The organism is Streptomyces canus 299MFChir4.1 (assembly GCF_000383615.1).
In the GTDB taxonomy this organism is placed as follows: domain Bacteria; phylum Actinomycetota; class Actinomycetes; order Streptomycetales; family Streptomycetaceae; genus Streptomyces; species Streptomyces canus_C.
In genome coordinates, this window is record NZ_KB911603.1 from 17896 (window position 1) to 42515 (window position 24620).

Annotated in this window: 21 protein-coding genes; 14 read left to right on the forward strand and 7 right to left on the reverse strand. The window is 71.5% G+C overall.

Annotation, left to right across the window (positions count from 1 at the left end; translation table 11 throughout):
• Position 1 precedes the first annotated feature (1 nt).
• On the forward strand, positions 2–2197 hold the full coding sequence (locus H293_RS0133540) for an OmpL47-type beta-barrel domain-containing protein (RefSeq protein ID WP_020122194.1): 2196 nt from the start codon (positions 2–4) through the stop codon (positions 2195–2197).
• Here H293_RS0133540 and ligD read toward each other — a convergent pair.
• Positions 2184–3209, reverse strand: coding sequence for a non-homologous end-joining DNA ligase (gene ligD / locus H293_RS0133545; protein ID WP_020122195.1), 1026 nt, complete (start codon positions 3207–3209; stop codon positions 2184–2186). The genes H293_RS0133540 and ligD overlap by 14 nt on opposite strands.
• Before the next feature lie 65 nt (positions 3210–3274).
• On the opposite strand from ligD, the gene H293_RS0133550 reads away from it, so the two are divergent.
• Complete coding sequence (locus H293_RS0133550; RefSeq protein ID WP_028808430.1) at positions 3275–4336, forward strand: ATP-dependent DNA ligase; 1062 nt, start codon at positions 3275–3277, stop codon at positions 4334–4336.
• Positions 4337–4345: 9 nt separating this feature from the next.
• Here H293_RS0133550 and H293_RS0133555 read toward each other — a convergent pair whose 3' ends face one another.
• Positions 4346–5536: a zinc-dependent alcohol dehydrogenase gene (locus H293_RS0133555; protein ID WP_020122197.1), complete on the reverse strand. Its 1191-nt coding sequence runs from the start codon at positions 5534–5536 to the stop codon at positions 4346–4348.
• Positions 5537–5722: 186 nt separating this feature from the next.
• Between H293_RS0133555 and H293_RS0133560 the strand changes: the two genes are divergently transcribed.
• Entirely contained in the window at positions 5723–6742 is a 1020-nt protein-coding gene (locus H293_RS0133560) for a DUF3048 domain-containing protein (protein WP_020122198.1), read from the forward strand.
• Here H293_RS0133560 and H293_RS0133565 read toward each other — a convergent pair whose 3' ends face one another.
• A complete protein-coding gene (locus H293_RS0133565) occupies positions 6743–7207 on the reverse strand; it encodes a MarR family winged helix-turn-helix transcriptional regulator (RefSeq protein WP_020122199.1) in 465 nt (154 codons plus the stop codon). It lies immediately after the preceding gene.
• 133 nt (positions 7208–7340) lie between these two features.
• Here H293_RS0133565 and H293_RS0133570 point away from each other — a divergent pair, with 133 nt between their 5' ends.
• Genes H293_RS0133570 through H293_RS0133605 form a run of 8 tightly spaced genes read left to right on the forward strand, consistent with a single transcriptional unit; the run spans position 7341 to position 14629 of the window.
• Complete coding sequence (locus H293_RS0133570; protein ID WP_020122200.1) at positions 7341–8096, forward strand: CoA transferase subunit A; 756 nt, start codon at positions 7341–7343, stop codon at positions 8094–8096.
• Complete coding sequence (locus H293_RS0133575; protein WP_020122201.1) at positions 8096–8740, forward strand: CoA transferase subunit B; 645 nt, start codon at positions 8096–8098, stop codon at positions 8738–8740. The genes H293_RS0133570 and H293_RS0133575 overlap by 1 nt, the downstream gene beginning before the upstream one ends.
• Complete coding sequence (locus H293_RS0133580) at positions 8737–9939, forward strand: thiolase family protein (protein ID WP_020122202.1); 1203 nt, start codon at positions 8737–8739, stop codon at positions 9937–9939. Before H293_RS0133575 ends, H293_RS0133580 begins: the two co-directional genes overlap by 4 nt.
• Positions 9940–9956: 17 nt before the next feature.
• The gene (gene pcaH, locus H293_RS0133585) at positions 9957–10730 is read left to right on the forward strand and encodes a protocatechuate 3,4-dioxygenase subunit beta (RefSeq protein ID WP_020122203.1); all 774 of its coding nucleotides are present in this window, start codon (positions 9957–9959) and stop codon (positions 10728–10730) included.
• A gap of 6 nt (positions 10731–10736) precedes the next feature.
• Positions 10737–11342, forward strand: a complete 606-nt coding sequence (gene pcaG, locus H293_RS0133590; RefSeq protein ID WP_020122204.1) for a protocatechuate 3,4-dioxygenase subunit alpha — start codon at positions 10737–10739, stop codon at positions 11340–11342.
• Positions 11339–12670, forward strand: coding sequence for a 3-carboxy-cis,cis-muconate cycloisomerase (gene pcaB, locus H293_RS0133595; RefSeq protein WP_020122205.1), 1332 nt, complete (start codon positions 11339–11341; stop codon positions 12668–12670). The genes pcaG and pcaB overlap by 4 nt, the downstream gene beginning before the upstream one ends.
• Positions 12667–13788 carry a bifunctional 3-oxoadipate enol-lactonase/4-carboxymuconolactone decarboxylase PcaDC gene (gene pcaDC / locus H293_RS0133600; RefSeq protein WP_020122206.1) on the forward strand — a complete coding sequence of 374 codons (1122 nt, stop codon included), beginning with the start codon at positions 12667–12669 and terminating at the stop codon, positions 13786–13788. Before pcaB ends, pcaDC begins: the two co-directional genes overlap by 4 nt.
• Before the next feature lie 49 nt (positions 13789–13837).
• Positions 13838–14629 (forward strand): SDR family NAD(P)-dependent oxidoreductase, encoded by a 792-nt coding sequence (locus H293_RS0133605; protein WP_020122207.1) that lies wholly within the window; start codon positions 13838–13840, stop codon positions 14627–14629.
• 55 nt (positions 14630–14684) lie between these two features.
• On the opposite strand, the gene H293_RS0133610 is transcribed toward H293_RS0133605, so the two are convergent.
• Positions 14685–17354: an ATP-binding protein gene (locus H293_RS0133610; RefSeq protein ID WP_020122208.1), complete on the reverse strand. Its 2670-nt coding sequence runs from the start codon at positions 17352–17354 to the stop codon at positions 14685–14687.
• Between the two features lie 363 nt (positions 17355–17717).
• Between H293_RS0133610 and H293_RS0133615 the strand changes: the two genes are divergently transcribed.
• On the forward strand, positions 17718–18755 hold the full coding sequence (locus H293_RS0133615) for a DUF2510 domain-containing protein (RefSeq protein ID WP_020122209.1): 1038 nt from the start codon (positions 17718–17720) through the stop codon (positions 18753–18755).
• A 152-nt stretch (positions 18756–18907) separates the two neighbouring features.
• Here H293_RS0133615 and H293_RS0133620 read toward each other — a convergent pair whose 3' ends face one another.
• Positions 18908–19522, reverse strand: coding sequence for a TetR/AcrR family transcriptional regulator (locus H293_RS0133620; RefSeq protein ID WP_020122210.1), 615 nt, complete (start codon positions 19520–19522; stop codon positions 18908–18910).
• Positions 19523–19753: 231 nt separating this feature from the next.
• Between H293_RS0133620 and H293_RS0133625 the strand changes: the two genes are divergently transcribed.
• Together H293_RS0133625 and H293_RS0133630 are read left to right on the forward strand one after the other, a co-directional pair.
• Positions 19754–20596, forward strand: coding sequence for a phosphatase PAP2 family protein (locus H293_RS0133625; RefSeq protein WP_020122211.1), 843 nt, complete (start codon positions 19754–19756; stop codon positions 20594–20596).
• Positions 20593–21546, forward strand: coding sequence for a DMT family protein (locus tag H293_RS0133630; protein ID WP_020122212.1), 954 nt, complete (start codon positions 20593–20595; stop codon positions 21544–21546). The genes H293_RS0133625 and H293_RS0133630 overlap by 4 nt, the downstream gene beginning before the upstream one ends.
• A 6-nt stretch (positions 21547–21552) precedes the next feature.
• On the opposite strand, the gene H293_RS0133635 is transcribed toward H293_RS0133630, so the two are convergent.
• Positions 21553–22416: an LURP-one-related family protein gene (locus tag H293_RS0133635; protein WP_020122213.1), complete on the reverse strand. Its 864-nt coding sequence runs from the start codon at positions 22414–22416 to the stop codon at positions 21553–21555.
• Positions 22417–22479: 63 nt separating this feature from the next.
• Positions 22480–24534 (reverse strand): phosphocholine-specific phospholipase C, encoded by a 2055-nt coding sequence (locus tag H293_RS0133640; RefSeq protein ID WP_020122214.1) that lies wholly within the window; start codon positions 24532–24534, stop codon positions 22480–22482.
• Positions 24535–24620: the final 86 nt, after the last annotated feature.

The window sequence follows — 24620 nt, forward strand, 5'->3', positions numbered from 1 at the left end:
GATGCACCCCCGAAGAGCTCTGACCGTCCTGTTGGCCGCCCTGCTGATGGTGCTCGGCCTCCGGTCGACGTCCGAAGCACGGTCTGACACAAGCGCCCCGGCGGCGGCCCAGACACTCACCTGGACCGCCGGCGACGACATCACCAGGTACGCCTCGGTCCCGACGACCGCGGTCGCCGGCACGGCCACGATCGTCTTCGAGAACAGCACGGCCACCGGCAACACCACCGGAATGCCGCACACGTTGACCTTCGTGACCAGTGACCCCGAGTTCAACGACGACGTCGAACTCAACATCCTGGCCAACCCCAACGACGACATGGGCGGCCGCCACACCGCCGAGGTCACGCTCACCCCGGGCCGGTACTTCTACCACTGCACGATCCCGGGCCACGGCCAGATGCAGGGCATCCTCGTGGTGACCGAGGGCAGCGGCCAGGACACCACCGCTCCCTCGGCAGCGGCCCAGGTGAACGGCACGCAGAACGCGCAGGGCCAGTACGTCGGTTCGGCGAGCGTGGCGGTCACGGCCACCGACGAGGCCGGGGGCTCCGGCGTCGACCGGATCGAGTACGCGATCGGGGACACGGGCACCTGGCAGCCGTACACCGCCCCGGTCGTCGTGGACCAGGTCGGCGACCACAAGGTCCGCTACCGGGCCGTCGACAAGGCGGGCAACGTCTCCGCCGAGAAGAGCGCCGCCTTCACGGTCGTCGCGCCGCCCTCCGACGACACCGCCCCGCCGGACACCTCGGCGACGGTGAGCGGGCAGCAGAATCCCGACGGGACGTACATCGACATGGCGACGGTGACCGTGTCGGCCTCCGACACCAGATCCGGGGTCAACACCATCGAGTACGCGGTGAACGACGGGAGTTGGCAGCCGTACACCATGCCCGTGATGGTGCACCAGGCCGGCTCCCACACCGTGCGCTACCGGGCGACCGACAAGGCGGGCAACGTGGCCGCCGAGAAGAGTGTCCGGTTCACGGTCGTCGCGGCGGCCCCGCAGGACACCTCCCCGCCGGTGACCGGCGTGACCGTGGACGGCACGCGGAACTCCGACGGGGCGTACGTGGGCAACGCCAAGGTGACCGTGAGCGCCACGGACGAGGGCGGTTCGGGTGTGGCCGGGGTCGAGTACTCGATCGACGCGGGCCCCTACCTCGCGTACACCGCCGCCGTGGTCGTCGACCGGGCGGGCACGCACACCCTGGCGTACCGGGCGACGGACAAGGCGGGCAACACCTCGGCCGCGCGCACGGTGACCTTCACGGTGGTCCCTGGCCAGGTCCCGGCGCCCAACTGCGCCGAGTTCGACGAGCGGTTGACGGTGATCGTCGGCACGGTCGACTCCGGGGTGCCGAACCGGATCACCAACAGCCGGTGCCGCATCAACGAGTTGATCGAGGACGAGAAGCAGTGGACGTCCCACGCGCTGTTCCTCAAGCATGTGAAGACCGTCCTGGACAAGCTCTTCCGGGAGGGGGTCGTCGACGAGCGCGAGTACGACGCGATCGACGCGGCGGCCCGTGAGTCCGGGATCGGCAGGCCGGGGCAGACGGAGGGCTACCGCACGATCCTCGACGGCAGCCCTGCCTCCTTCGCCAAGTGGCAGCAGGTGGGCGGTGGTTCGTTCGCACCGAACGGCGACGGGTCGATCACGTCCGGCACCACGAGGGACGGCCTCGGCATGCTCTGGTTCCCGGAGCGCACGTACGGCGACTTCTCGCTCAAGCTCCAGTGGCGGGACGACGCCCCGGGCACCGGGAACGCCAACTCCGGTGTGCTCGTGCGGTTCCCGTGGGTCCACGACCATCCGGAGGAGCCCCGGCCGGAGTGGGCGGCCATCAAGTTCGGGCACGAGGTGCAGGTGTTCGACCGGCCCGACGGCGACATGTACAAGACCGGGTCGGTCTACGGCTTCGACCGGGTGGGGCTCGCCGGTGCCGGCGTCACCCAGAAGGGCACGTGGAACGACTACGAGATCCGGGTGGTCGACCAGCACTACTCGGTCTACCGCAACGGTGTGCTGATCAACGAGTTCGACAACATCGGCGGCCAGGACTTCTACCCCGCCCGCTCGGACGACCCGGGCACGGACGGACGGCGGTTCTCCTCCGGCTACATCGGACTCCAGGTGCACAGCACGACGGATGTGATCTCGTACCGGGACGTCAGGATCAAGGAGCTGTAGGACCAGCCTTCTTGGCGCGGCTCGGCTGTACCCGCTTGGGCTCCCCCGGCATCTTCGGATACTCGGGCGGGTACGGCAGATCACCCAGCCCGTGGTCGTGCTCGTCACGGCGGGCCAGCTCCAGGAGGGCCTCCAGCGAGAAGGCGTGATCGTCCATGTCCGCGTGCACGTCGCCGAGTTCGGCGAAGCGCGCGGGCATGGTCGCGATGTCGAAGTCCTGGGGGTGCGCCTGGCCGACCTCCTCCCAGCGCAGGGGTGCGGAGACGGGGGCGTGCGGGCGCGGCCGTACCGAGTAGGCGGAGGCGATCGTGCGGTCGCGGGCCGTCTGGTTGTAGTCGATGAAGATGCGCTCGCCCCGCTCCTCCTTCCACCACTTGATGGTCACGTGGTCCGGCATCCGGCGTTCCATCTCGCGGCCCACCGCGATCGCGGCCCGTCGCACCTGGGTGAAGGTCCAGCGCGGTTCGATGGGCACGAAGACGTGCAGACCGCGGCCGCCGGAGGTCTTGGGCCAGCCGCGCAGACCGCCGAACTCCTCCAGCAGCGACCGCAGTTCATGGGCCGCGCGCACGGCGTCGTCGTAGTCCGTGCCGGGCTGCGGGTCGAGGTCGATGCGGAGTTCGTCGGGGTGGTCGACGTCGTCGCGGCGGACCGGCCAGGGGTGGAAGGTGAGTGTGCCGAACTGGGCGGCCCACAGGACGGCGGCCTCCTCGGTGGGGCACATCTCGTCGGCGCTGCGGCCGCTGGGGAAGGTGATGTGGGCGGTCGGGATCCAGTCGGGCATGTTCTTGGGCGCCCGCTTCTGGAAGAAGTTCTCGCCGGTCACGCCGTCCGGGCAGCGCTCCAGGGTGGTGGGGCGGTCGCGCAGGGCGCGCAGGATGCCGGGGGCGACGGCCTGGTAGTAGCGGGCGAGGTCCAGCTTGGTGAACCCGCGCTCCGGGAAGAAGATCTTGTCCGGGCTGGACAGCCGTACGGTCCGGCCGCCCGCTTCCAGTTCCACCGCGTCACCCATGCGAGCCACGGTAAGCGAGCCCGGCATATCGGGCATTTCGGGGCGTGCACGTGCAGAATCGGACCATGGATCTGCCGGTGATGCCCCCTGTGAAGCCCATGCTCGCCAAGTCGGTGGCGAAGATCCCGCCGGACATGCACTACGAGGCGAAGTGGGACGGCTTCCGGGCGATCGTGTTCCGGGACGGCGCCGAGGTCGAGCTGGGCAGTCGTACCGGCAAGACGCTGACCAGGTACTTTCCCGAACTGGTGGAGGCGCTGCGGGAGCGGCTGCCCGAGCGCTGTGTGATGGACGGGGAGATCGTCATCGCCCGGGACGGACGGCTGGACTTCGACGCGCTCACCGAGCGGATCCACCCGGCGGCCTCCCGGGTGCGCACCCTGGCGGAGCGGACGCCGGCCTCCTTCGTGGCCTTCGACCTGCTGGCGCTCCAGGACGAGTCCCTGCTGAACGTCCCGCTGACCGACCGCCGGAAGCTGCTCACGGCGGCTCTTTCCGGGACCACGGCCCCCGTGCACGTCGCGCCCGCCACCACCGACATCGACGTGGCCCGGCAGTGGTTCGAGGAGTACGAGGGCGCGGGCCTGGACGGGGTCATCGCCAAGCCGCTCACCCTGCGCTATCTCCAGGACGAGCGCGCCATGTTCAAGATCAAGCACGAGCGCACGGCTGACGTGGTGGTCGCGGGCTACCGGCTGCACAAGAGCGGCCCGGTCGTCGGCTCCCTGCTGCTCGGCCTCCACGACGACCGGGGCGCGCTCCAGCACGTCGGCGTGTCCGCGGCCTTCCCCATGAAGCGGCGCGCCGAGCTGATCGAGGAGCTGGAGCCGCTGCGGATGCCGGACGCCTCCGGGCATCCGTGGGCGGCCTGGGCCGAGGAGGCCGCGCACGAGAGCGCCCGGCTGCCCGGGGCGCCGAGCCGCTGGTCGGGCAAGAAGGACCTGTCCTGGGTGCCGCTCAGACCGGAGCGGGTGGCGGAGGTGGCGTACGACCACATGGAGAACGGCGTACGGTTCCGCCACACCGCCCGCTTCCGCCGCTGGCGGCCCGACCGGACCCCGGAGAGCTGCACCTACGCGCAGCTGGAGGAGCCGGTGCGCTACGACCTCGACGAGATCCTGGGCTGACGCACCAGGTCAGGGCCGCATCAGCACCTTGACCGCGCCCTCCTGCTTCTTCTGGAACATCTCGTACGCGTGCGGGGCGTCCGACAGCGGCACGTGATGGGTGGCGAAGTCGTCCACGCCGAGCGGGTCCTCGTCGGTCAGGTACGGGATGATCTCGTCGCTCCAGCGCCGCACGTTGGCCTGGCCCATCCGGACCTGGATCTGCTTGTCGAACATGGTGAGCATGGGCAGCGGGTCGGCCATGCCGCCGTAGACCCCGACGAGGGAGAGGGTGCCGCCGCGGCGCACCAGTTCGATGGCGGTGTGCAGCGCGGCGAGCCGGTCGACGCTGAAACGCTCGGCGAACGGCCCGCTCATCTTCCTGGGCAGCAGGGCGGAGGCGTTCTGGGCGAGGCGGGCGACCGCGCTGCCGTGGGCCTCGGTGCCGACGGCGTCGATCACGGCGTCCGGGCCGCGTCCGTCGGTCTCGTCGCGGATCGCCTGGACCAGCTCCTTCTCGCTGTCGAAGCTCCTGAGGTCGTACGTCTCCACGCCACGCGTGCGGGCCCTGCGCAGCCGTTCGGTCACGAGGTCCACGCCGAAGACGCGCCCGGCGCCGCGCACCTGTGCGACCCGGCAGGCCATGTCTCCGATGGGCCCGAGTCCGAGCACGGCGACGCTGCCGCCCTCGGGGATGTCCGCGTAGGCGACGGCCTGCCAGGCCGTGGGCAGCACGTCGGAGAGGTACACGAAGCGGTCGTCCGGCGGGCCCTCCGGGACCTTGATGGGTCCGTACTGGGCCTGCGGGACCCGCAGGTACTCGGCCTGGGCGCCCGGTACGGCGCCATAGAGGCGGGTGTAGCCGAACAGGGCGGCGCCCATGCCCTCGCTGGTGACCTGGGTGGTCTCGCACTGGGTCGGCAGTCCGGTCATGCACATCCAGCAGTTGCCGCAGGCGATCTGGAAGGGCACGACGACCCGGTCGCCCGCTGAGAGGTCCGGCACCGCGGCGCCGACCTCCTCGACGATGCCCATGGGTTCATGGCCGAGGATGTCGCCCGGAGTCATGAACGGGGTGAGTACCTCGTAGAGATGCAGGTCGGAGCCGCACAGTCCGGTCGAGGTGATCCGGATGACGGCGTCCGTCGGCTCCTTGATCTTCGGATCGGGCACTTCCTCCACCCGTACGTCCCGCTTGCCCTGCCAGGTCACAGCCTTCATCGCCCGGCACTCCCTCCGTCACGTCGTGTGTCGGTCCCGCGGTAGGCGCCCCGGGTACCCGGACGCCCTCCCTCCGAACCGCTAGGGAGGGCCGATCGGCGTAGTCGACGCGACTAATCAGAAACAGACGGGTATGGCCACCAATGAACTTATAAGCGCACAATCAAAGACACGAGACGGGCGGGCATGGTGGGCATGGTGGGTACGGAGCAAAGGGCGCGCACGAGACGCGCCCGTACGGCGGCGGCACTGCTGACCGTCACGGGCCTCTTCGCCGCGGGCTGCACGGGACACGGCGCACCCCCGACCGACGACGGACGGGGACAGTTCCGCACGGCGCAGCCGGGCACCTCGCGACCGGACACCTCGGAACCGAGCGCGAAGGCCGACGGCCCCTCGGTGCTCGCCGTGAAGATCGACAACGTGCGGGCGGCGCGCCCGCAGACCGGCCTCGACGCGGCGGACGTCGTGTACGCCGAGCAGGTCGAGGGCGGACTCAGCCGCCTCATGGCGGTGTACGCGACCAAGCTGCCGAAGGCCGTGGGCCCCGTGCGCAGCGCCCGCGAGTCGGACCTGGAGCTGCTGCGGCAGTTCCACGAACCGACGCTCGCCTTCTCCGGCGCCCAGGGCAAGTTGATGCCCCTGATCAACCGGGCACCACTGGTGGCCCGGACCCCCGAGAAGGCGTCCGGCGCCTACTTCCGCGGCGCCGGCAAGGTCGTCCCGCACAACCTCTTCCTGCATCCCGGGCGCCTGCTGCCCGCCACGCCGGGCGCGGCCGCGCTGACGAACGGCTTCCGCTACGGCCCGGCGCCGGCCGGTGGCGTCAAGGACACCTCGGAGACGGTCCGTTACCCCGCCGCCCGCTTCACCTTCACCTGGTCGCAGAGCCGGGAGCGCTGGCTGGTCTCGATGGACGGCGCACCGGACGTGACGGCCGACGGGAAGCGGCTGGCCCCGGCCACGGTCGTCGTGCAGTACGTGAAGATCCGCAAGTCCGCCTTCCACGACTTCCTCGGCAACAACACGCCGTACACGGTGACCGTGGGCTCGGGAAGGGCGAAGGTGCTGCGCGACGGCCGCGCCTACGACGTGAACTGGAAGCGGGCGAAGGCCGCGGACGGCACGGACTTCACCACGAAGGACGGCTCCCCGGTGAACTTCGCCGAGGGCCAGGTGTGGGTCGTCTTCGCGAAGGCGTCCTGATCAGCGCGGGCTGACGAGGGGTTCCGCGGGATTGCGGAGCCCCTCCGCCGCGTCCGCGACCCGGCGGATGAGCTCGAAGAACCGGCTCTGTTCGTCGTCGGAGAGCGGGGCCAGGAAGACCTGGTTCATCCGGGCGGTGCGCACGGTCAGTTTGCGGTGGGTGCGGACCCCGTCGTCGGTCAGGCGCAGCAGGAAGCGGCGGCCGTCCTGGGGGTCGCGGACCTTGTCGAGCAGCCCGCGCCGGCCGAGCCGGCTGATGACCTCGGCGATGGTGGACCGGTCGAGCCCCACCCGCTCCCCCACCGTGCGCTGATCGAGGCCCGGCTCGGCGACGAGAGCGTTCAGGACCGCGAACTGGGGCGAGGTGATCTCCTCGGAGACCATCGTGTTCCACAGCAGGTAGTGCGCCTGCTGGAGTCGCCGGGCGAGGTGCCCGGGGTGGGTGGTGAGGTCCACCGCGGCCATGTGCGCTCCCGAGTCAGGTTGGTTGGTGCACTGAAGAGTAGTGAGCCTTGACGCCAGGCTGCCACAGTGGCAGCTTAAGAGAAACCTCGCTGGAATACTCAGTGCACTGAGCAACGGAGATGGGGCTGTGCGGATGGACAAGGTGGTCGCCACGGCCCGGGAGGCGGTGGCCGATGTGCCGGAGGGCGCGTCGCTCGCAGTGGGCGGTTTCGGGCTGAGCGGTGTGCCCAACGTGCTCATCCAGGCCCTGTACGAGCAGGGCACCGGCTCCCTGTCAGTGGTCTCCAACAACTGCGGGGCGATGGAATCGGGCCTCGCCGTCCTGCTCGCCGCCGGGCGGATCGCCCGGGTGACCGGCTCCTACATCGGCGCCAACAAGGAGTTCGCCCGCCAGTACCTGGCCGGCGAACTGGAGGTCGAGATGATCCCGCAGGGCACGCTCGCCGAGCGGCTGCGGGCGGGCGGCGCCGGGATCCCCGCGTTCTTCACCCCGGCCGGCGTCGGGACCCAGGTCGCCGACGGGGGACTGCCCTGGCGCTACGACGGCCACGGCGGCGTCGCGGTGGCCTCGCCGCCGAAGGAGGTGCGGGAGTTCGACGGCACGGAGTACGTCCTGGAGCACGGGATCCGCACCGACTTCGCCCTGGTGCGGGCGGCGAAGGGCGACCGGCACGGCAACCTGGTCTTCAACAAGTCCACCCGGAACTTCAACCCCCTGGCGGCCATGGCGGGCCGGGTCACGATCGCCGAGGTGGAGGAGCTGGTGGAGCCCGGCGAGATCGACCCGGACGCGGTGCACCTGCCGGGGATCTTCGTACAGCGGGTGATCGCGCTGACGCCCGAGCAGGCGACGGACAAGCGGATCGAGCAGCGGACGGTGAGCAGCTGATGGCCTGGACCCGGGAACAGATGGCCGCGCGGGCCGCGCGTGAGCTCCAGGACGGTCAGTACGTCAACCTCGGCATCGGCCTGCCGACGCTGATCCCGAACTATCTCCCGCCGGGCGTCGAGGTGATCCTCGAATCCGAGAACGGCATCCTGGGCACCGGCCCCTACCCCACCGAGGACCAGGTCGACCCGGATCTGATCAACGCGGGCAAGGAGACCGTGACGGTGCTGCCGGGGGCGTCCTTCTTCGACTCGGCGCTGTCCTTCGGGATGATCCGGGGCGGGCACATCGACGTGGCCGTGCTGGGTGCCATGCAGGTGTCCGAGACCGGCGACCTGGCCAACTGGGCCATTCCCGGCAAGCTGATCACCGGGATCGGCGGGGCGATGGACCTGGTCCACGGCGCCCGTACGGTCATCGTGGTGATGACGCACACCGCCAAGGACGGCTCGCCGAAGATCCTCACCGAGTGCGCGCTGCCGCTGACCGGCAAGGCGTGTGTGAACCGGATCATCACCGACCTCGGCGTCCTGGACGTCACCGAGGACGGTCTGCTGCTGGTCGAGACGGCGCCCGGGGTGGGCGTCGAGGAGATCACCGCCAAGACCGACGCGAAGCTGACCGTCGCGGAGGGCCTGCAGTGAGAACCGTCTACATCGTCGACGCGGTCCGCACCCCGGTCGGCCGCTACAACGGCTCCCTCGCCTCGGTGCGCCCGGACGACCTGGGCGCCCACGCCATCCGTGAACTCCTCGCCCGCACTCCCGACTTGGACCCCTCCCGGATCGAGGACGTCTACTTCGGCAACGCCAACGGCGCCGGCGAGGAGAACCGCAACGTCGGCCGGATGGCCGCGCTGCTGGCGGGCCTGCCGACCTCGGTGCCGGGGGTGACCGTCAACCGGCTGTGCGCGTCGGGTCTGGAGGCGGTGATCCAGGCGGCCCGGGCGATCGCCCTCGGGGACGCCTCGATCGCCGTGGCCGGTGGTGTGGAGTCGATGACCCGGGCACCGTACGTGCTGCCCAAGTCCGACCGTGCGTTCCCGGCCGGGCACGCCGAGCTGTACTCGACGACCCTGGGCTGGCGCATGGTCAACCCGAGGATGGAGCCGCAGTGGACGATCCCGCTGGGCGAGTCTGCCGAACTGATCGCCGACAAGCACAAGATCAGCCGTGAACAGCAGGACGAGTTCGCGCTCGACTCCCACCGCAAGGCGGCCGCGGCGCATGCGGCGGGGCTGTTCGACGCCGAGCTCGCGCCGGTGCCCGTCCCGCAGCGCAAGGGCGAGCCGGTCGTCTTCGGCGCCGACGAGTGCGTACGGCCGGATGCCTCGCTGGAGGCGATGGCCAAGCTCAAGCCCTCCTTCCGTACTTCTGAAGGCACCGTGACCGCGGGCAACGCCTCGCCCTTGAACGACGGCGCCGCCGCGCTGCTGCTCGTCGACGACGAGGGCCTCGCCACCACCGGTCGCGAGCCGCTGGCCCGGATCTCCGCGACCGGCGTCAACGCGCTGGACCCGCACTACTTCGGACTCGCCCCCGTCGAGGCGGTCAACCGGGCACTCGCCAAGGCGGGCAAGGGATTTGGCGACCTGTCGGTGCTGGAGCTGAACGAGGCGTTCGCCGCCCAGGTGCTCGGCTGCGTGGCCGAGTGGCCCGAGTTCGACCCGGCGATCCTCAACCCGCAGGGCGGCGCGATCGCCCTCGGCCACCCGCTGGGTGCCTCCGGCGCCCGCCTAGCCGGCACGGTCGCCCACCAACTCGCCCGCAGGGGCGGCGGAGTCGGCGTCGCCACCCTGTGCATCGGTGTCGGTCAGGGCCTCGCCCTCGTCCTCGAACGTTAAGGAACGCAGGATTCCCCATGACTCTCACCCAGCACGACATCGACCAGGAAATCGCCGCCGAGCACGCCGCCTACGAGAAGCGGCTCGCCGACGGCGCTCCCGTCGAGCACCAGCCGCGCCGCGACTACGCGCCCTACCGTTCCTCGGTGCTGCGGCACCCGAAGCAGCCGCCGATCACCATCGACGTGTCCAAGGACCCGGAGCTGGTCGAGCTGCACTCGCCCGCCTTCGGGGAGCGGGACATCACCGAGATCGACAACGACCTGACGCGGCAGCACAACGGGGAGCCGATCGGTGAGCGGATCACCGTCGAGGGCCGGCTCCTCGACCGGAACGGCCGTCCGCTGCGCGGTCAGCTCGTCGAGATCTGGCAGGCGAACTCGGCCGGGCGCTACGCCCACCAGCGCGAGCAACACGACGCCCCGCTGGACCCGAACTTCACCGGCGTGGGCCGCACCCTGACCGACGACAGCGGCTGCTACCGCTTCACCACCGTCCAGCCGGGCCCCTACCCGTGGCGCCAGCACGTCAACGCGTGGCGGCCGGCCCACATACACTTCTCGATCTTCGGCACGGCCTTCACCCAGCGGCTGGTGACGCAGATGTACTTCCCGAGCGACCCGCTGTTCCCGTACGACCCGATCATCCAGTCGGTGACCGACGACTCGGCCCGTCAGCGGCTCGTCGCCACCTACGACCACAGCCTGTCCGTGCCGGAGTTCTCGATGGGCTACCACTGGGACATCGTGCTCGACGGGCCGCAGGCCACCTGGATCGAAGAAGGACGCTGACCAGCCATGACGAAGATCGACACCAGTCGTCCGGAGACCGTGCTGCCGACCCCGTCGCACACGGTCGGCCCCTTCTACGGCCACGCCCTGCCCTTCCCCGGCGGCGGCGACATCGCCCCTGTCGGCCACCCGGACACCCTCACCCTCCAGGGCTACATCACCGACGGCGAGGGCAACCCGCTGCCGGACGCCTTCCTGGAGCTGTGGAGCGCCGACCCCGAGGGCAACGTCCCGCAGGTCGACGGCTCGATCCGGCGCGACCCCGCGAGCGGTGGTTACCTCGGCCGCAACGGTGTGGAGTTCACCGGCTGGGGCCGGATCCAGACCGACGCCAACGGCCACTGGACCGCCCGGACCCTGCGGCCGGGCGCGCGCGGGCGGAGCGCGCCGTACATCAGCGTGTGCGTCTTCGCGCGCGGGCTGCTGGTGCACCTGTACACCCGCATCTACCTGCCGGGCGACGAGGCGGCCCTGAGCGCCGACCCGCTGCTGGCCCGGGTGCCGGCGGAGCGGCGCGACACGCTGATCGCGCGGAGGCAGGGCGACGGCATCTACCGTTTCGACATCCGCCTTCAGGGCGAAGGCGAAACGGTCTTCCTGGAGTTCCAGTGACTTCTCCCGATCCGGACACCGGCCTGCTCGCCCCCGGGTGGGCAGGCTCCCCCGCCGCCGCGGCGACCTCCGACGGCGCCTACCTCCAGGCGCTGCTGGACGCGGAGGCGGCGCTGACCAGGGCGCAGGCAGCGCTCGGCCTGGCTCCGACGGAGGCGGCCGCCGCCGTGACCGAGGCGGCCGACGCGGGCCGTTTCGACGTACGCTCGCTCGCCGAGCGGGCGCGCGGCGGCGGCAACCCCGTGATTCCCCTGGTCGCCGACCTCACGCAGGCGGTCGGCGAGGAGTACGGCCCGTACGTGCACCGGGGCGCCACCAGCCAGGACATCCTGGACACGGCGGCCATGCTGGTCGCGAGCCGCACACTCGATCTCCTGCTGACCGACCTCGACCGCGTCCAGCGGGCCCTGGCCCGGCTCGCCGCCGACCACCGCGACACCGCGATGCCCGGCCGGACGCTCACCCAGCACGCCGTACCGACGACGTTCGGGCTGAAGGCCGCCGGGTGGCGTTCGCTGGTACTGGACGCGCGGGACCGGGTCACAGCCGTACAAGACTCCCTGCCCGTCCAACTCGGCGGCGCCGCCGGGACCTTGGCGGCCTTCACGGCGTACGGCACCGAGGACACCGCGGCCCTCACGGCAGCCTTCGCCGACGAGCTCGGCCTCGGGGTGCCGTCGCTCCCCTGGCACACCCTGCGCACCCCGATCGCCGACCTCGCCGGCTGTCTGGCCTTCACCGCCGGCGCGCTGGGCAAGATCGCCGCGGATGTGCTCGTGCTCGGCCGTACCGAGATCGCCGAGCTCGCGGAGGGCAGCGGGGGTGGCTCCTCGGCCATGCCGCACAAGGCGAATCCCGTGCGGTCCACGCTGATCGCCGCCGCCGCCCGGCGCGCCCCGCAGCTCGCGGCCACGCTGTACGGCTCGCTCGCCGCCGAGGACGAGCGGCCCGCCGGAGCCTGGCACACCGAGTGGGAGCCGCTCAGGGACCTGCTGCGGCTGGTCGGCGGAGCCGCCCGGGACGCCGCCGAACTGACCTCGGGGCTGCGGGTCCACGCCGGCACCATGCGCGAACACCTCGATCTGACCCACGGGTTGATCGTCTCCGAGCGGCTGTCCGCCGAGCTGGCGCCCGTGCTGGGCCGCGCCCGCGCCAAGGCACTGCTGACGGAGCTCGCCGAACGGACGTACGCCGAGGGTGTGTCGCTCGGTGAACTCCTCCGCCAGGAGCCCGAGTTGAAGGACGTCGACCTCGACGAGCTCACCGACCCCGCCCGTTACACCGGCTCCGCCGGTGCCCTCACCGACCGTGCTCTGGAGCGACGTTGACCGATACCCTCCTCAACCACCGCGCCGAGGGCCCCGCGTCCGCTCCCCCGCTGCTGCTCGGCCCGTCGCTCGGGACGTCGTACGCCCTGTGGGACAAGGTGGCGCCCGAGCTGTCCCTCACCCACCGGGTGATCCGCTGGGACCTGCCCGGACACGGCGGTTCGGCGGCGGACCTGATCGGTCCCGGCGCGGGCGTGGGTGACCTCGCCGACCTGGTGCTGGCGCTCGCCGACTCGCTCGGCGTCGAGCGGTTCGCCTACGCGGGGGTGTCCCTCGGGGGCGCGGTCGGTCTGCATCTGGCCGTGCATCACCCGGAGCGCGTCACATCGCTGGTGGTGATCTGCTCCTCGGCCCACTTCAACGGCAGCAAGCCGTGGGAGGAGCGGGCCGAGCGGGTCCGCCGGGAGGGCATGGAGTGGCTGCTGGAGAGCGCGAACTCCCGTTGGTTCGCGGGTGACTTCACCGTGCCGGAGCTCGTACGGGACCACGCCGAGGCCGATCCGGAGGCGTACGCGGCCTGCTGTGACGCCCTGGCCTCCTTCGACCTGCGCGACCGGCTGACCGGGATCTCCGCGCCCACCCTGCTGATCGCCGGCCGCCAGGACCCGGCGACCCCGCCGCCCCATCTGCGGGAGATCGCCGACGCGGTGCCGCGTGCCACGCTCGTCGAACTCCCGGGGGCCTCGCACCTGGCCCCGGCGCAGTGCCCGGAGGCCGTTCTCACCGCTCTGCGCGCGCATCTCGACGGGGGTGCCAAGCGGGGCATGGAAGTGCGGCGCGAGGTGCTCGGGGACGCGCACGTGGACCGGGCGCAGGCCCGGCAGACGCCCTTCACTGCGCGCTTCCAGGACTTCATCTCACGGTACGCGTGGGGCGAGATCTGGACCGACCCGACGCTCAGCCGCCGCGAGCGCAGCATGATCACGCTGACGGCGCTGGTCGCGCACGGCCATGACGACGAGCTGGCCATGCATGTGCGGGCGGCCCGGCGCAACGGCCTCACGCCGGAGGAGATCGGGGCCGTACTGCTCCAGACGGCCGTCTACTGCGGGGTACCGGCGGCGAACTCGGCGTTCGCCACGGCCCAGCGGGTGCTGGCGGAGGAGACCGAAGGGTGACCCCGGCAGGGGCAGGCACGCGAGACCACGATGTGCCTACCGTGGGGGCATGTCGACCATCCTGATCACCGGCGCCACCTCCGGTCTCGGCCGTTACGTCGCCTTCGAACTGGTCCGCGCCGGCCATGTCGTCCTCGCCCACGGGCGGGACCCGGGCCGCACCGAGAGCCTGGTGGCGGAGCTGCGGACCGAGGGGGAGGCCGAGGGCTTCGTGGCCGACCTCGCCTCCCTGGCCCAGGTGCGCGAGCTGGGCGCGAGGGTCGCCGAGGCCCGTCCCGGACTCGACGTCCTGGTCAACAACGCGGGCGCGGGCGCGGGTTCGCCCGGCTCGGGCCGTGAGGTGAGCGCGGACGGACACGAACTGCGGCTGGCGGTGAACTACTTGGCGCCGGTGGCCCTGACCCGGTCCCTGCTTCCGGTGCTGCGGGCGAACGCACCGGCCCGCATCGTCAACGTGGGTTCGGCGGGGCAGGAGCCGATCGACTTCGACGACCCGGAGTTCAACCGCGGCTACTCGGGCTTCGCCGCGTACTGCCGGGCCAAGTTCGCCCTGGCGGCCCACACCTTCGCCCTGGCCGAGGAGTTGACGGGCACGGGAGTCGCGGTCAACGTCCTGCACCCGGCGACCTTCATGGACACGGCGATGGTCAGGGCGGGCGGGGTGGCGCCTTGGTCGACGGTCGCGGACGGGGCGCCTGGTGTGCTGGCCCTGGCTACGCAGGACGTGGGTACGGGCCGCTACTTCGACGGGACTCGTCCGGCGCGGGCGCACGAGGAGACGTACGACGGGGAGGTGCAGAAGCGCCTGGCGACGCTGACGGATCAACTCCTCGCGCCGTAGCTCCCCCGGGGCGGGGGGAACTGCGCGACCAGCCCCCTCCGGCCCGCAGACGAGATCAGCGCAGCCCCCGCCCCGTCTCCAGCACCTCTCGGGCCTGCGTCACCAAGCCGTCCGCCCCGCAGGAGCGCGCCAGCGCCAGGCCCCGGTTGAGCTCGGCCACGGACCGCGCCGCGATGCCGTACTCGACCCGGGCCGCCGCGTGCTCGTACTGGCACGGCGAGGCCTCCAGATAGGCGACGGCCTGCGCGGCGAGCCGTACCGCCCGCTGCCCGGTCTCCAACGCCGCCGCGCACCGCAGCGCCTCACCGATCGCCGTGTCCGTGCCGAGCCGTTCGGCATGCCGGCGAAGATCCGTGGCCAGCTGGGCGGCCCGCACCGGGTCCTCGACGGCGAGAGCGCGCGCGAGGTCGGCCGCCCACGGCACCAGCACCGGGTTGTGGTGACCTCGCACCGCCGCCGCCTTCTCCGCGGCGTCCAGTTCATTGATCCCGTCCTTGGTCCTGCCGACGGCCAGCAGCAGCCGCCCGCGCACGGACCGCGGGTCGGGGAGCACGATCGTGGACGGGTACGGCGGGGCGAAGCCGTACTGCTCGGCGATCGCCCACGCCTCCTCGACATGCCCGCGCGCGAGCAGCGTGTCGACCAGGTTGCACGTCGCCGACCAGTACAGCGGCAGTCCTCGCCCCACCCGCTCGGCGATCCGCAGGGACTCGCGCAGGGACGTCTCGGCCTCCCGGAGCCGGCCGCGCCGACGGTGGCCCAGGCCGACGTAGGCGTGGGCGAGCGCGAGGTGGCCGCCGCTCCAGCCGGCCGACTCGTAGGTGCGCAGGGCCTCGGTGTACAGCGCCTCGGCGCGGTCGAGCCGGTCCGTGAAGGCGTACGCGCTGGCCAGCATCAGCGGCAGTTCGAGCCCCCACTCGGTGTCGGTCCAGCCGAGTCCGGGCGCGAGGCGGCCGTTGACGAGAGCGCGATCGCACGCTTCGGCGATCTCCTCGGCGCTCTCGCCGCGAGCCATCGCGTCGAATCCGCGCAGGATGAGCAGGGCCCGCTCGGAGTTGTCCCGGCCGGTGCAGGTGGCGGCGAGGGCGGCGAGGCGCTCGGAGCGCGCCGGGGAGGTGGCCTCGCCGGGGTAGAGCGCCTCCCAGGTGTACTGCACGGCCTGGAGGCGCAGCCGGGCCGGGCCTTCCTCGTGCCGGGCGGCCTCCGCCTCGACCGTGCGGACCGCCTCCTCCAGCTGGTTGTTGTGCATGAGCGCCTGGGACAGGCGGACGACCGCGTCCACCCGGGCGGAGCCCTCCAGGCCGGGCATGGCGAGCGCGGTCTGGAGGTGGCCGATGGTCTTGGCGGGTGCGGTCAGGAGGGTGGCGCAGCCGAGTTCGAAGAGCACGCGCGCGTGGACCTCGGGCGTCGGGGGTTCCAGCAGGGCGCGCTCCAGGCAGCGGCGGGCCGCGTCGGGGGCGCCGACGAGCAGGTGCTCGCGGGCGGCCTCGCGCAGCTGCTCGACGAGTTCCTCGTCGTCGTCCGGGTGGACCTGCAGCAGGTGCCGGGAGGCGGCCGCGGCGCCGAGCCCGGAGTCGGTGACGAGCTGGGCGGCGATGCCGTGCATGGCGGTGCGCAGGGCGTCGGGGATGGAGTCGTAGACGGCGGTGGCGATCAGCGGGTGCACGAACTCCAGCTCGCCCTCCTCCGCACCGGAATCGGTCAGGATGCGGGCGTTGCGCAGCAGTTCGGCGCAGAGCCTTGCCTTGTCCGGCTTGAGGGTGGCGAGTTTGGCCACCAGGTCGACGGAGATGTCGGTGCCGAGGATCGCGGCCGCCCAGGCGAACCGGGTGGCGTCGATGCCGAGTTCCTCCAGGCGGGCGACGAGTCCGCCGCCGCGGGCCGACCGGTTCAGCTCGCGCAGTTCGTTGGCCGAGGCCTCGGTGGGCTCCATCTCGCTGTCGCGGACCTTGGCGAGGAGTTCGACGGTCTCGTACGGGTTGCCGCCGGTGACGGCCCACACCTCGCGGCAGAAGGGGGCGTCGGCGTGCTCGCCGAGGGTGGCGCGGGTGAGGCCCGCGGTGGCTTCCGGGGTGAGGGCGCTGAGGCTGGTGACGGGGTGGCCAGCGGCGGAGGCCACGCTCTCCAGGAGGCGGGCGCTCTCGGTGGTGGCCTCGCCGGGCCGCCGGGCCACCACGACCAGGACGGACAGGTCGTCCAGGCGCTCGGCGAAGGCGGCGAGCCAGCGCAGGGTCTCCTGGTCGGCCCAGTGGGCGTCGTCGACCATCAGCACGAGCGGCCAGTCCCGGCGGGCCAGCCTGCGCACCGCGGCGACCAGTCCGTCGCACACGCCCTGCGGGTCGGCCTGCCGCTCCCCCGGCTCCGCGATGCCGAGGGCGGGGCCGGCGATGTCGTACCAGTCACCGAGGTACTCGCGGGCCTCCTCGGGCATCAGCGACAGGAGGGCGGGCTGGAGCAGTTGGCGTACGACGTTGAAGGGAACGGACCTGAGGGTCTCGCCGCCGCGGGCCGACCAGACCGTGCAGCCGCGCTCCTCGGCGATGCGGCGGGTCTGGGCCAGCAGGGCGGTCTTGCCGAAGCCCGCCTCGCCGCGGATCAGCAGCACACTGCCCGAGGACGTACGGCCCGCGCACAGGGAGTCGATCACCCCCTCGACGGCGGCGAGTTCCTCGTCGCGCTCCCACAGCGAGGCCGGGGCGGCCGCAATCGGCCCTACCTCCGTCATCCCGCTACCTCCCCAAGTCGCCCGAACGACGTACGGATCTCGAGCGTAGCCGTCCCGGTGCGGAGGCGGAGGGCGGTCGGGGTACCTGTTGCCTTGACGGGTGATCTGGGGTACGGGAGGGCGACGCGCAATGCCCCTGACCTGCCGTCGACAAACCTGACCGACAGTCAGCCGTGGGCCGGGAGACGCCTGGGGCGGCGATGGGCGCATGCCTCGTTGGAGCCGGCGTTCTTGCCGACGTATGCCGGACGCTCGCGCCCTGGCCGCTCGTGCTCGCTCCACCGGGGCGGCGCGCCTCGGAACGGCCGATTCGAGTGGTGGCCCTCTCATCCCGCTTTCACCGAGTGCTCATACGGTGGGGGCATGACGCAGGAGACTCCCCCCGGGTGGTACCCCGATCCCGGGCAGACAAGTGACGGTCCCGCCGCCGAGCGCTGGTGGGACGGCAAGGCGTGGACCGAGCAGACCCGGCTCGCCGGATCGGCCGCCGCATGGGGTCCTCCGGAACAGGTCGCGAGCCCCGGGGACGCCGGGCAGTACCCGGCCTTTCCGCCGTATCCCGCCCAGCCGCCGAGCGGCTCGCGGCGCGGCCGTACGGGCATAGCCGTGGCGGTGGCGGTCGTGGTCCTGGCGAGCATTGGCGTGGGGGTGTACGCGCTGGCCGACAGCGGCAACGGCAACGACGACTCGGCCACCTCGCGGGGGCCGGGAGGCCAGGGCGGTCCCGGCGGCACGGGAGGGCAGGGCGGTCCCGGCGGCACGGGAGGGCAGGGCGGACCGTTCGGCGGCAACGGAGGGTCCGGCGGCTCCGGGGGCAGCGGGGGTTCCGGGGGCGCGTCGCCCTCCCCGCAGGGCTCCGAGGCGCCGAGGATCGAGAGCGGCTCGGTGACCGACTCGATCGACGGGATCAGCCTGCCCATTCCCGACGACTGGTACGGCCAGGAGATCCAGGTCGGCGCGTCCGTGACCTCGGACGACTCCTACGCCTGCCCCGGCGACACCGCCGAGAAGTGCACGAAGGGCGGTGCCTACTCGGCGCCCGCCGTGGCGCTGGGCACCAAGGGCGGCACGGCCGAGGCCGTCGCCAAGGCCGACATCCAGGCGAACGCCGAGCAGTCGTACGGCGGCAAGACCTACGGTTCGATCACCTCGCACGACGTCCTCGCCTCGAAGGCGGTGACCGTGGCCGGGCAGAAGGGCTACCGGGTCCGCTGGAAGGCGGTCACCAGCACGGGCTCCGACGGCTATGTCGAGTCCCTGGCCTTCCCGTCCCCGGCGAACCCGCAGCAGATCGTCGTGGTGCGGTTCGGGGTCGACGTCGAGGAGGGCCAGACCGTGATCGACGACATCACCAAGGGCATCAAGGTGTCGACGGGCGGCGGCAACGGCCAGCACGTCTGACGGCAGGTCCCCGGACACCGGTTGGCCGGGTGGGGCGCCTCCCCGCTCAGGAGGAACCCCACCCGGCCGGGGGGGGTGCGCGCCGCCCCCGTCCCCACGGTGCGGCGCGAGCAGGTCACCGTCCAGTCATCCCGTGGACGGCGGCCCGGGTCTCAGGTCAGGCCGAGGGCCGGCAGTACGGCGGCCTCGACGAAGCGGACCAGGTAGTCCGGGTCGGCGTACTTCCCGTCCACGACGGGCCGGGCGCGGACGACGCCGAACATCTGGGCCGGGATGTATTCGAGGGCCGGGTGGCCGGTGGTGATCTCACCCCGGTCGACCCCGCGCTGGAGAATGTGCCGCAGTGCGGCGAGCTCCGGTTCGACCAGCGCCTCACGCAGGGCCTGCGCGAGTTCCGCGTCCTGGGTGACGGCGTGGCCGAGCGCCTGGAGCAGCTTGGTGTCGTGCATCGACCACCGGCCCGCGGCCCGGGCGGCCTCGCGCAGGTCGTCGGCGAGCGATCCGGTGTCGATCCCCTCGAACTTCGACCTGCGGCGGGAGCGCAGGGCGGCCACCACGAACTGGGGCTTGGTCTTCCACTGCCGGTAGAGGGTGGACTTGCTGCAGCGGGTGCTGGCGGCGACGCCCTCCATGGTCACGGCTTCGTATCCGCATTCGCGGACCTGTTCGAGCACGGCGTCGAAGAACTCCTGCTCACGCTCGGGCGTGATCTTGGAGCGGCGCGAGGCGACGACCGTCTCCGGTCCGTCCGCGGCCTGCGACGTCATCAGCCCTTCCCTTCCTTCGCCCCGACGGCCGGGCTGCTGCGCGGCCGTCGCGTTTCATTCCCCGATTCCGGTGTGGCGTATGTCAACGATACGACAGTGTACCGGTACCCGACCGTATCGGTACACTGGCGTATCGGTACGATGTCGTATCGATGAGTTTCGGAATTCGGACGGGTCATCCCCTTGTTCGGATCCAGTATCAGCACCACCGCCAGCGAAAGGGCCGGGGGAATGAATGCCCGCACCGAGCCTTCAGAAGCGGAGCCGAGCGCGACAGCGCGGCCGCCGCTCGTCCGTGAGCTCCTGCTCGTCGTAGGACTCTTCCTCGTCTACAAGCTCGGCCGGCAACTGGTCACGGGCCACACCACCGAGGCCTACCGCAACGCCGGTCGCGTATGGGACTGGGAACGGACCCTGCACCTGCCGGGCGAGGGCTCGGTGCAGTCCCTGCTGTTGCACGGCGACACCCTCGCGCACCTCGCGAACACCTACTACGCGACCGTCCACTTCCCGGCCACGGTCGCCTTCCTGGTCTGGCTGTACCTGAAGCGCCCCGCCCACTACGTCTGGGCCCGCCGCGTCCTGGCCGCCCTCACCGGCGCCGCCCTGGTGCTGCACCTCCTCTTCCCGCTGGCCCCGCCACGGATGCTCGCTGCGGCCGGCCTGGTCGACACCGCGAAGGTGTACGGCCCCTCGGTGTACGGCCCGCCGCAGACCGACACCCTCTCCAACCAGTTCGCCGCGATGCCCTCGCTGCACTTCGCCTGGGCCCTGATGGTGGCCATCGGCCTGATCGTGGCGACCCGCTCGCGGTGGCGCCGGCTGTGGCTGCTGCACCCGCTGGTGACCCTGGTCGTGATCGTCGGCACGGCGAACCACTACTGGATGGACGCGATCGTGGCGACGGCCCTGCTCGGCATCGCCCTCGCGGTCATCCGCCCCCAGACTTCGTCCGGGGGGACCCCCATCCCGCTTCGCTCCCCGAAGCGGACGGCCACCACGGCAGGCCGGGCACAGGAGAAGCTCGCCCCGGCCGAGTCCGAGGAGAACATCCTGGTCGGAGCGGGCCGATGAACGCCACCCTGCTCGCCCTCGCGCTCTCCCTGCTCTCCTCCGTCGCCTACGCGGCCGCCGCGGTCGCCCAGGAGCGCCTCGCCTCCCGCAACCCGGGCTCCGGTGTGCTGCGGATGCTGACCTCGGGTGCCTGGTGGGGGTCCGTCGGGCTCAACGCGTCGGCCGCGCTGCTGCACGTCGTCGCCCTCAAGTACGGTCCCCTGACCGTGGTCCAGCCGCTCGGCGCCCTCACCCTGGTCGCCGCGGTGCCGCTGGGCGCGCGGATCGCGGGGCGCCGGGTCAGCGCGACGGAATGGCGGGGCACGGCTTACACACTGGCCGGTCTCGCCGCGATCCTGGTGGTGGCGTCGGGCTCCGAGCCCGGGAAGGTGCTGAGCACGTCCGAGGCGGTGGCGGTGGCGGCGGTGACGGCGGCCCTGATCGGTCTGCTGGCCCGCCCCGGCGCCCGGCCCGGCATACGGCACGCGTCGGCGGCCGGGGTCGCCTCGGGGGTGGCCTCCGCGCTCACCCAGACCGTGACGGTGGCCGCGACGGACCGTTCCGAGTCCCTTCTCAGCGTCCAGGTGATCGGCGTGGCCCTGCTCGTCGCGGCCTTCGCCGCGGGCGGACTGCTGCTCTCCCAGACCGCCTACCGTGACGGCCTGGGCGCCCCGCTGGCGGTGGTGACCCTGGCCAACCCGGTCGCCGCCGCGGTGATCGGCCTCTCCCTGCTGGGCGAGAGCCTGCGGGGCGGCGCGGCGGGAGTGCTGCTCGCCCTGGCGGGCGCGGGCCTGGCGGCCTGGGGCGTGGTGCTGCTGACCCGGATGTCCCCGGTGCCGGTGCCGGTGGACGACGACCACCCGGTGGCGGCGGTCCTGGCCCTTGAGCCGTCGACCGCGTCCGTGGAACCGTCCCTGCGGGACATGACGGTGCCCCGGCAGCCGGAGCCGGGGCACCTCACGCCGCTGTAGGAAGACTCAGCCGAAGCCGCGGGCGTCCTGCTTCAGCGCCGTGTCGACCGTCAGCGCCGTGGCGACGACCAGGCTCAACAGCGGCTCGGGCAGCTGGTAGTGGATCTGCAGCACGTAGTTGTCCGCGGTCGTGAACATCGTCTTGGCGAGCCCCTCCCACGTCTTCGTGATCCGGGCGACCTCGTTCTCCGTGTGGTCGACGATCGCGAAGTTCCAGGCCCGCCAGTTCTCCGCCTTGATCGCCCCGACCTTCTGGCCGTTCACCATCAGCGCGAAGTTGATCTTCCCGATCATGTTCTGCTGGACGATCTCACCGACCGGTGAACCGTCCGGACGCTCCACGATCACCCGTGACTTGAAGATCTTCCCCGGCCGGGTCAGCAGCATGACCGGCTGCCCGTGGGCGTCGCGGATCTCCAGCTTGATCTTCATGAACTGATCGATGCTGTAGAAGAACCGCACGATCTTCCGGAAGGCGCTCTGCCCGACCTGGCTGACGGCGCCGAGCTGGTTGCCGTTCTGGTCCATGACCTTGTACTCGTTGGTCAGCTCGATCAGCTTGGCCTTCTGGTTGACCACGAGCACCGGCTCGGAGAACAGCGTGCCGCCGCCCGCACCGCCCCCGGTGACTCCGGCCTGCTGCTGCACCTGACGCTGCACGCGCGCGTCCGGGCCGGCCGACTGCTGAGGCATCTGCGGTGCCTGCTGGACCGGCGGGGCCTTGACGGCCTGAGCCTGGGCCTGCCCCGCCCCCTGCTGGTCCTGGTGCGTGTGCGAGGTCCACTGCGCCCCGTCCCAGTAACGGAGCGTCTGGGCGGCTCCGTGCGGATCGGGGTACCAGCCTGCAGGTGTGTTCGAATGCGTGGTCACCGGGGCACACTACCCCGGGACCACCGCATTCCGGCCAGGTGAATTACCGCCCCCCGTACGGCTTTACCTGGTGATGACGGCGGGGTCGCTCACTCCGGGGCGCCCGTTCTCGACATGTCCGGCGAATCGCCTGAGGAAGGCCGGCTCGGCGTCGGACGTGACCGTGAGGTCGTACCAGCGACGGCTCTTGGCGAGGCCGAAGGTGTGCCGGACGGTGGCCCCGGCGCGCACCGTGAAGGTCCTCGCGGGGTCGCCGTAGCCGCTCGCCACCTTCAGACGGACCGTGCGGGAGCCCTTGTTGGTGAAGGTCAGCTCGACGTCGTCGCCGGTGTGGCAGGCGGTGATCTCGGGACCGGCGCTCTTGTTCGGCCCCTTGAAGACGCGCAGGAAGCCTGCCGGGCCATGCACGGTCAGGTCGTACGACCCCTTGGAGTACGCCGAGTTCCAGGTGTCCGAGACGGTCCTGCCGGCCTCGGTGGTGTAACTCCACGGGCCGTCGGTGCGGTTGCCGGAGGTCACCAGGAAGGCGGCGCCGGCCTTGGCGCCGGAGGCGAAGGTGAGCGTGAATGTGCCGCTCGCGGCGTCCACCGAACTGTCCACCCGCGGGACGTACTTGAGCGGGCGGGCGGGGCGCAGGCCGCGCTCCTGCTTCGGCAGGACGCCGACGGCGGGCGGGACGGGCACGTAGTCGGGGTGGCGCTCGCGGTCCGGCGGCTCGTAGCCGTCGGTGTCCGGGAGGGCGACCGGCCCGGTGTCCTTGTGGGAGAAGTCGAAGGCCGAGGTCAGGTCACCGCAGACGGCGCGGCGCCAGGGCGAGATGTTGGGCTCGTGGACGCCGAAGCGATTCTCCAGGAAGCGGATGATCGAGGTGTGGTCGAGCGTCTCGGAGCAGACGTAACCGCCCTTGCTCCAGGGCGAGACGACGAGCATGGGCACGCGCTGGCCCAGTCCGTAGGGGCCGGCCGGGTGGCTGGCGTCGCCCTTGAACAGGTCGAGGGCGGGGTCGACCGTGGACTTGCCCTGGGCCGCGGAGCCGGGCGGGAACGCGGGGACCACGTGGTCGAAGAAGCCGTCGTTCTCGTCGTAGGTGATGAACAGGGCCGTCTTCGCCCACACCTTCGGGTCGCAGGTGAGCGCGTCCAGAACCTGCGCGATGTACCAGGCGCCGTAGTTCGCGGGCCAGTTGGGGTGCTCGGTGAAGGCCTCGGGGGCGACGATCCAGGAGACCTGGGGCAGCTTCCCGGCCTTGACGTCGGCCTTGAGCTGGTCGAAGTAGCCCTCGCCCTTGGTGTAGTCGGTGCCGGTGCGGGCCTTGTCGTACAGCGGGTCGCCGGGCTTGGCATTGCGGTACTGGTTGAAGTAGAGCAGCGAGTTGTCGCCGTAGTTGCCCCGGTAGGCGTCCGGGATCCAGCCCCAGGAGCCGTTCGCGTCGAGGCCGTCGCCGACGTCCTGGTAGATCTTCCAGGAGACGCCGGCCTTCTCCAGGCGCTCGGGGTAGGTCGTCCAGCCGTAGCCGGCCTCGTCGTTGCCGAGGACCGGGCCGCCGCCCTGGCCGTCGTTGCCCGTGTAACCCGTCCACAGGTAGTAGCGGTTCGGGTCGGTTGAGCCGATGAACGAGCAGTGGTAGGCGTCGCAGATGGTGAAGGAGTCGGCGAGGGCGTAGTGGAACGGGATGTCCTCGCGATTCAGGTACGCCATCGTCGTGGACCCCTTGTTCGGGACCCATTTGTCGTACTTGCCCCCGTTGAAGGCGGCGTGTCCGTCGTTCCAGCCGTGCGGGAGGTCCTGGATGAACTGGAGCCCCAGGTCGTCGGCCTCGGGGCGGAACGGCAGGATCTCCTTGCCGTTCCTGTCCGTCTGGTGCCAGACCGACTTGCCGTTCTCCAGCGTCACGGGGCGCGGGTCGCCGAAGCCGCGAACGCCCCTGAGCGAGCCGAAGTAGTGGTCGAAGGACCGGTTCTCCTGCATCAGGACGACGACGTGCTCGACGTCCTCGATCGTCCCCGTGCGGTGGTGGGCCGGAAGAGCGGCGGCGCGCTGGATGCTGTTCGACAGGGCGGTGAAGGCGGTGGTGGCGCCCGCGAGTTGGAGGAATCTGCGCCGGTTGACGTCGGACATGAGTGAGGGACCTCTCAATCCTGCGCATCGATGGCCCGCATGTGACGGAAGGTGCGCGCAGCGAGTGTTCCAAGAGCAACAAACGT

Coding starts and splice junctions, on each gene's coding strand:
- H293_RS0133610 (WP_020122208.1), bottom strand. CDS start 17,354: ATGACGGAGGTAGGGCCGATTGCGGCCGCCCCGGCCTCGCTGTGGGAG.
- H293_RS0133565 (WP_020122199.1), bottom strand. CDS start 7,207: ATGGCCGCGGTGGACCTCACCACCCACCCCGGGCACCTCGCCCGGCGA.
- H293_RS0133630 (WP_020122212.1), top strand. CDS start 20,593: ATGAACGCCACCCTGCTCGCCCTCGCGCTCTCCCTGCTCTCCTCCGTC.
- H293_RS0133640 (WP_020122214.1), bottom strand. CDS start 24,534: ATGTCCGACGTCAACCGGCGCAGATTCCTCCAACTCGCGGGCGCCACC.
- H293_RS0133620 (WP_020122210.1), bottom strand. CDS start 19,522: ATGACGTCGCAGGCCGCGGACGGACCGGAGACGGTCGTCGCCTCGCGC.
- H293_RS0133615 (WP_020122209.1), top strand. CDS start 17,718: ATGACGCAGGAGACTCCCCCCGGGTGGTACCCCGATCCCGGGCAGACA.
- H293_RS0133575 (WP_020122201.1), top strand. CDS start 8,096: ATGGCCTGGACCCGGGAACAGATGGCCGCGCGGGCCGCGCGTGAGCTC.
- pcaH (WP_020122203.1), top strand. CDS start 9,957: ATGACTCTCACCCAGCACGACATCGACCAGGAAATCGCCGCCGAGCAC.
- H293_RS0133560 (WP_020122198.1), top strand. CDS start 5,723: ATGGTGGGCATGGTGGGTACGGAGCAAAGGGCGCGCACGAGACGCGCC.
- ligD (WP_020122195.1), bottom strand. CDS start 3,209: ATGGGTGACGCGGTGGAACTGGAAGCGGGCGGCCGGACCGTACGGCTG.
- pcaG (WP_020122204.1), top strand. CDS start 10,737: ATGACGAAGATCGACACCAGTCGTCCGGAGACCGTGCTGCCGACCCCG.
- H293_RS0133555 (WP_020122197.1), bottom strand. CDS start 5,536: ATGAAGGCTGTGACCTGGCAGGGCAAGCGGGACGTACGGGTGGAGGAA.
- H293_RS0133550 (WP_028808430.1), top strand. CDS start 3,275: ATGGATCTGCCGGTGATGCCCCCTGTGAAGCCCATGCTCGCCAAGTCG.
- H293_RS0133570 (WP_020122200.1), top strand. CDS start 7,341: ATGGACAAGGTGGTCGCCACGGCCCGGGAGGCGGTGGCCGATGTGCCG.
- H293_RS0133605 (WP_020122207.1), top strand. CDS start 13,838: ATGTCGACCATCCTGATCACCGGCGCCACCTCCGGTCTCGGCCGTTAC.
- H293_RS0133540 (WP_020122194.1), top strand. CDS start 2: ATGCACCCCCGAAGAGCTCTGACCGTCCTGTTGGCCGCCCTGCTGATG.
- H293_RS0133625 (WP_020122211.1), top strand. CDS start 19,754: ATGAATGCCCGCACCGAGCCTTCAGAAGCGGAGCCGAGCGCGACAGCG.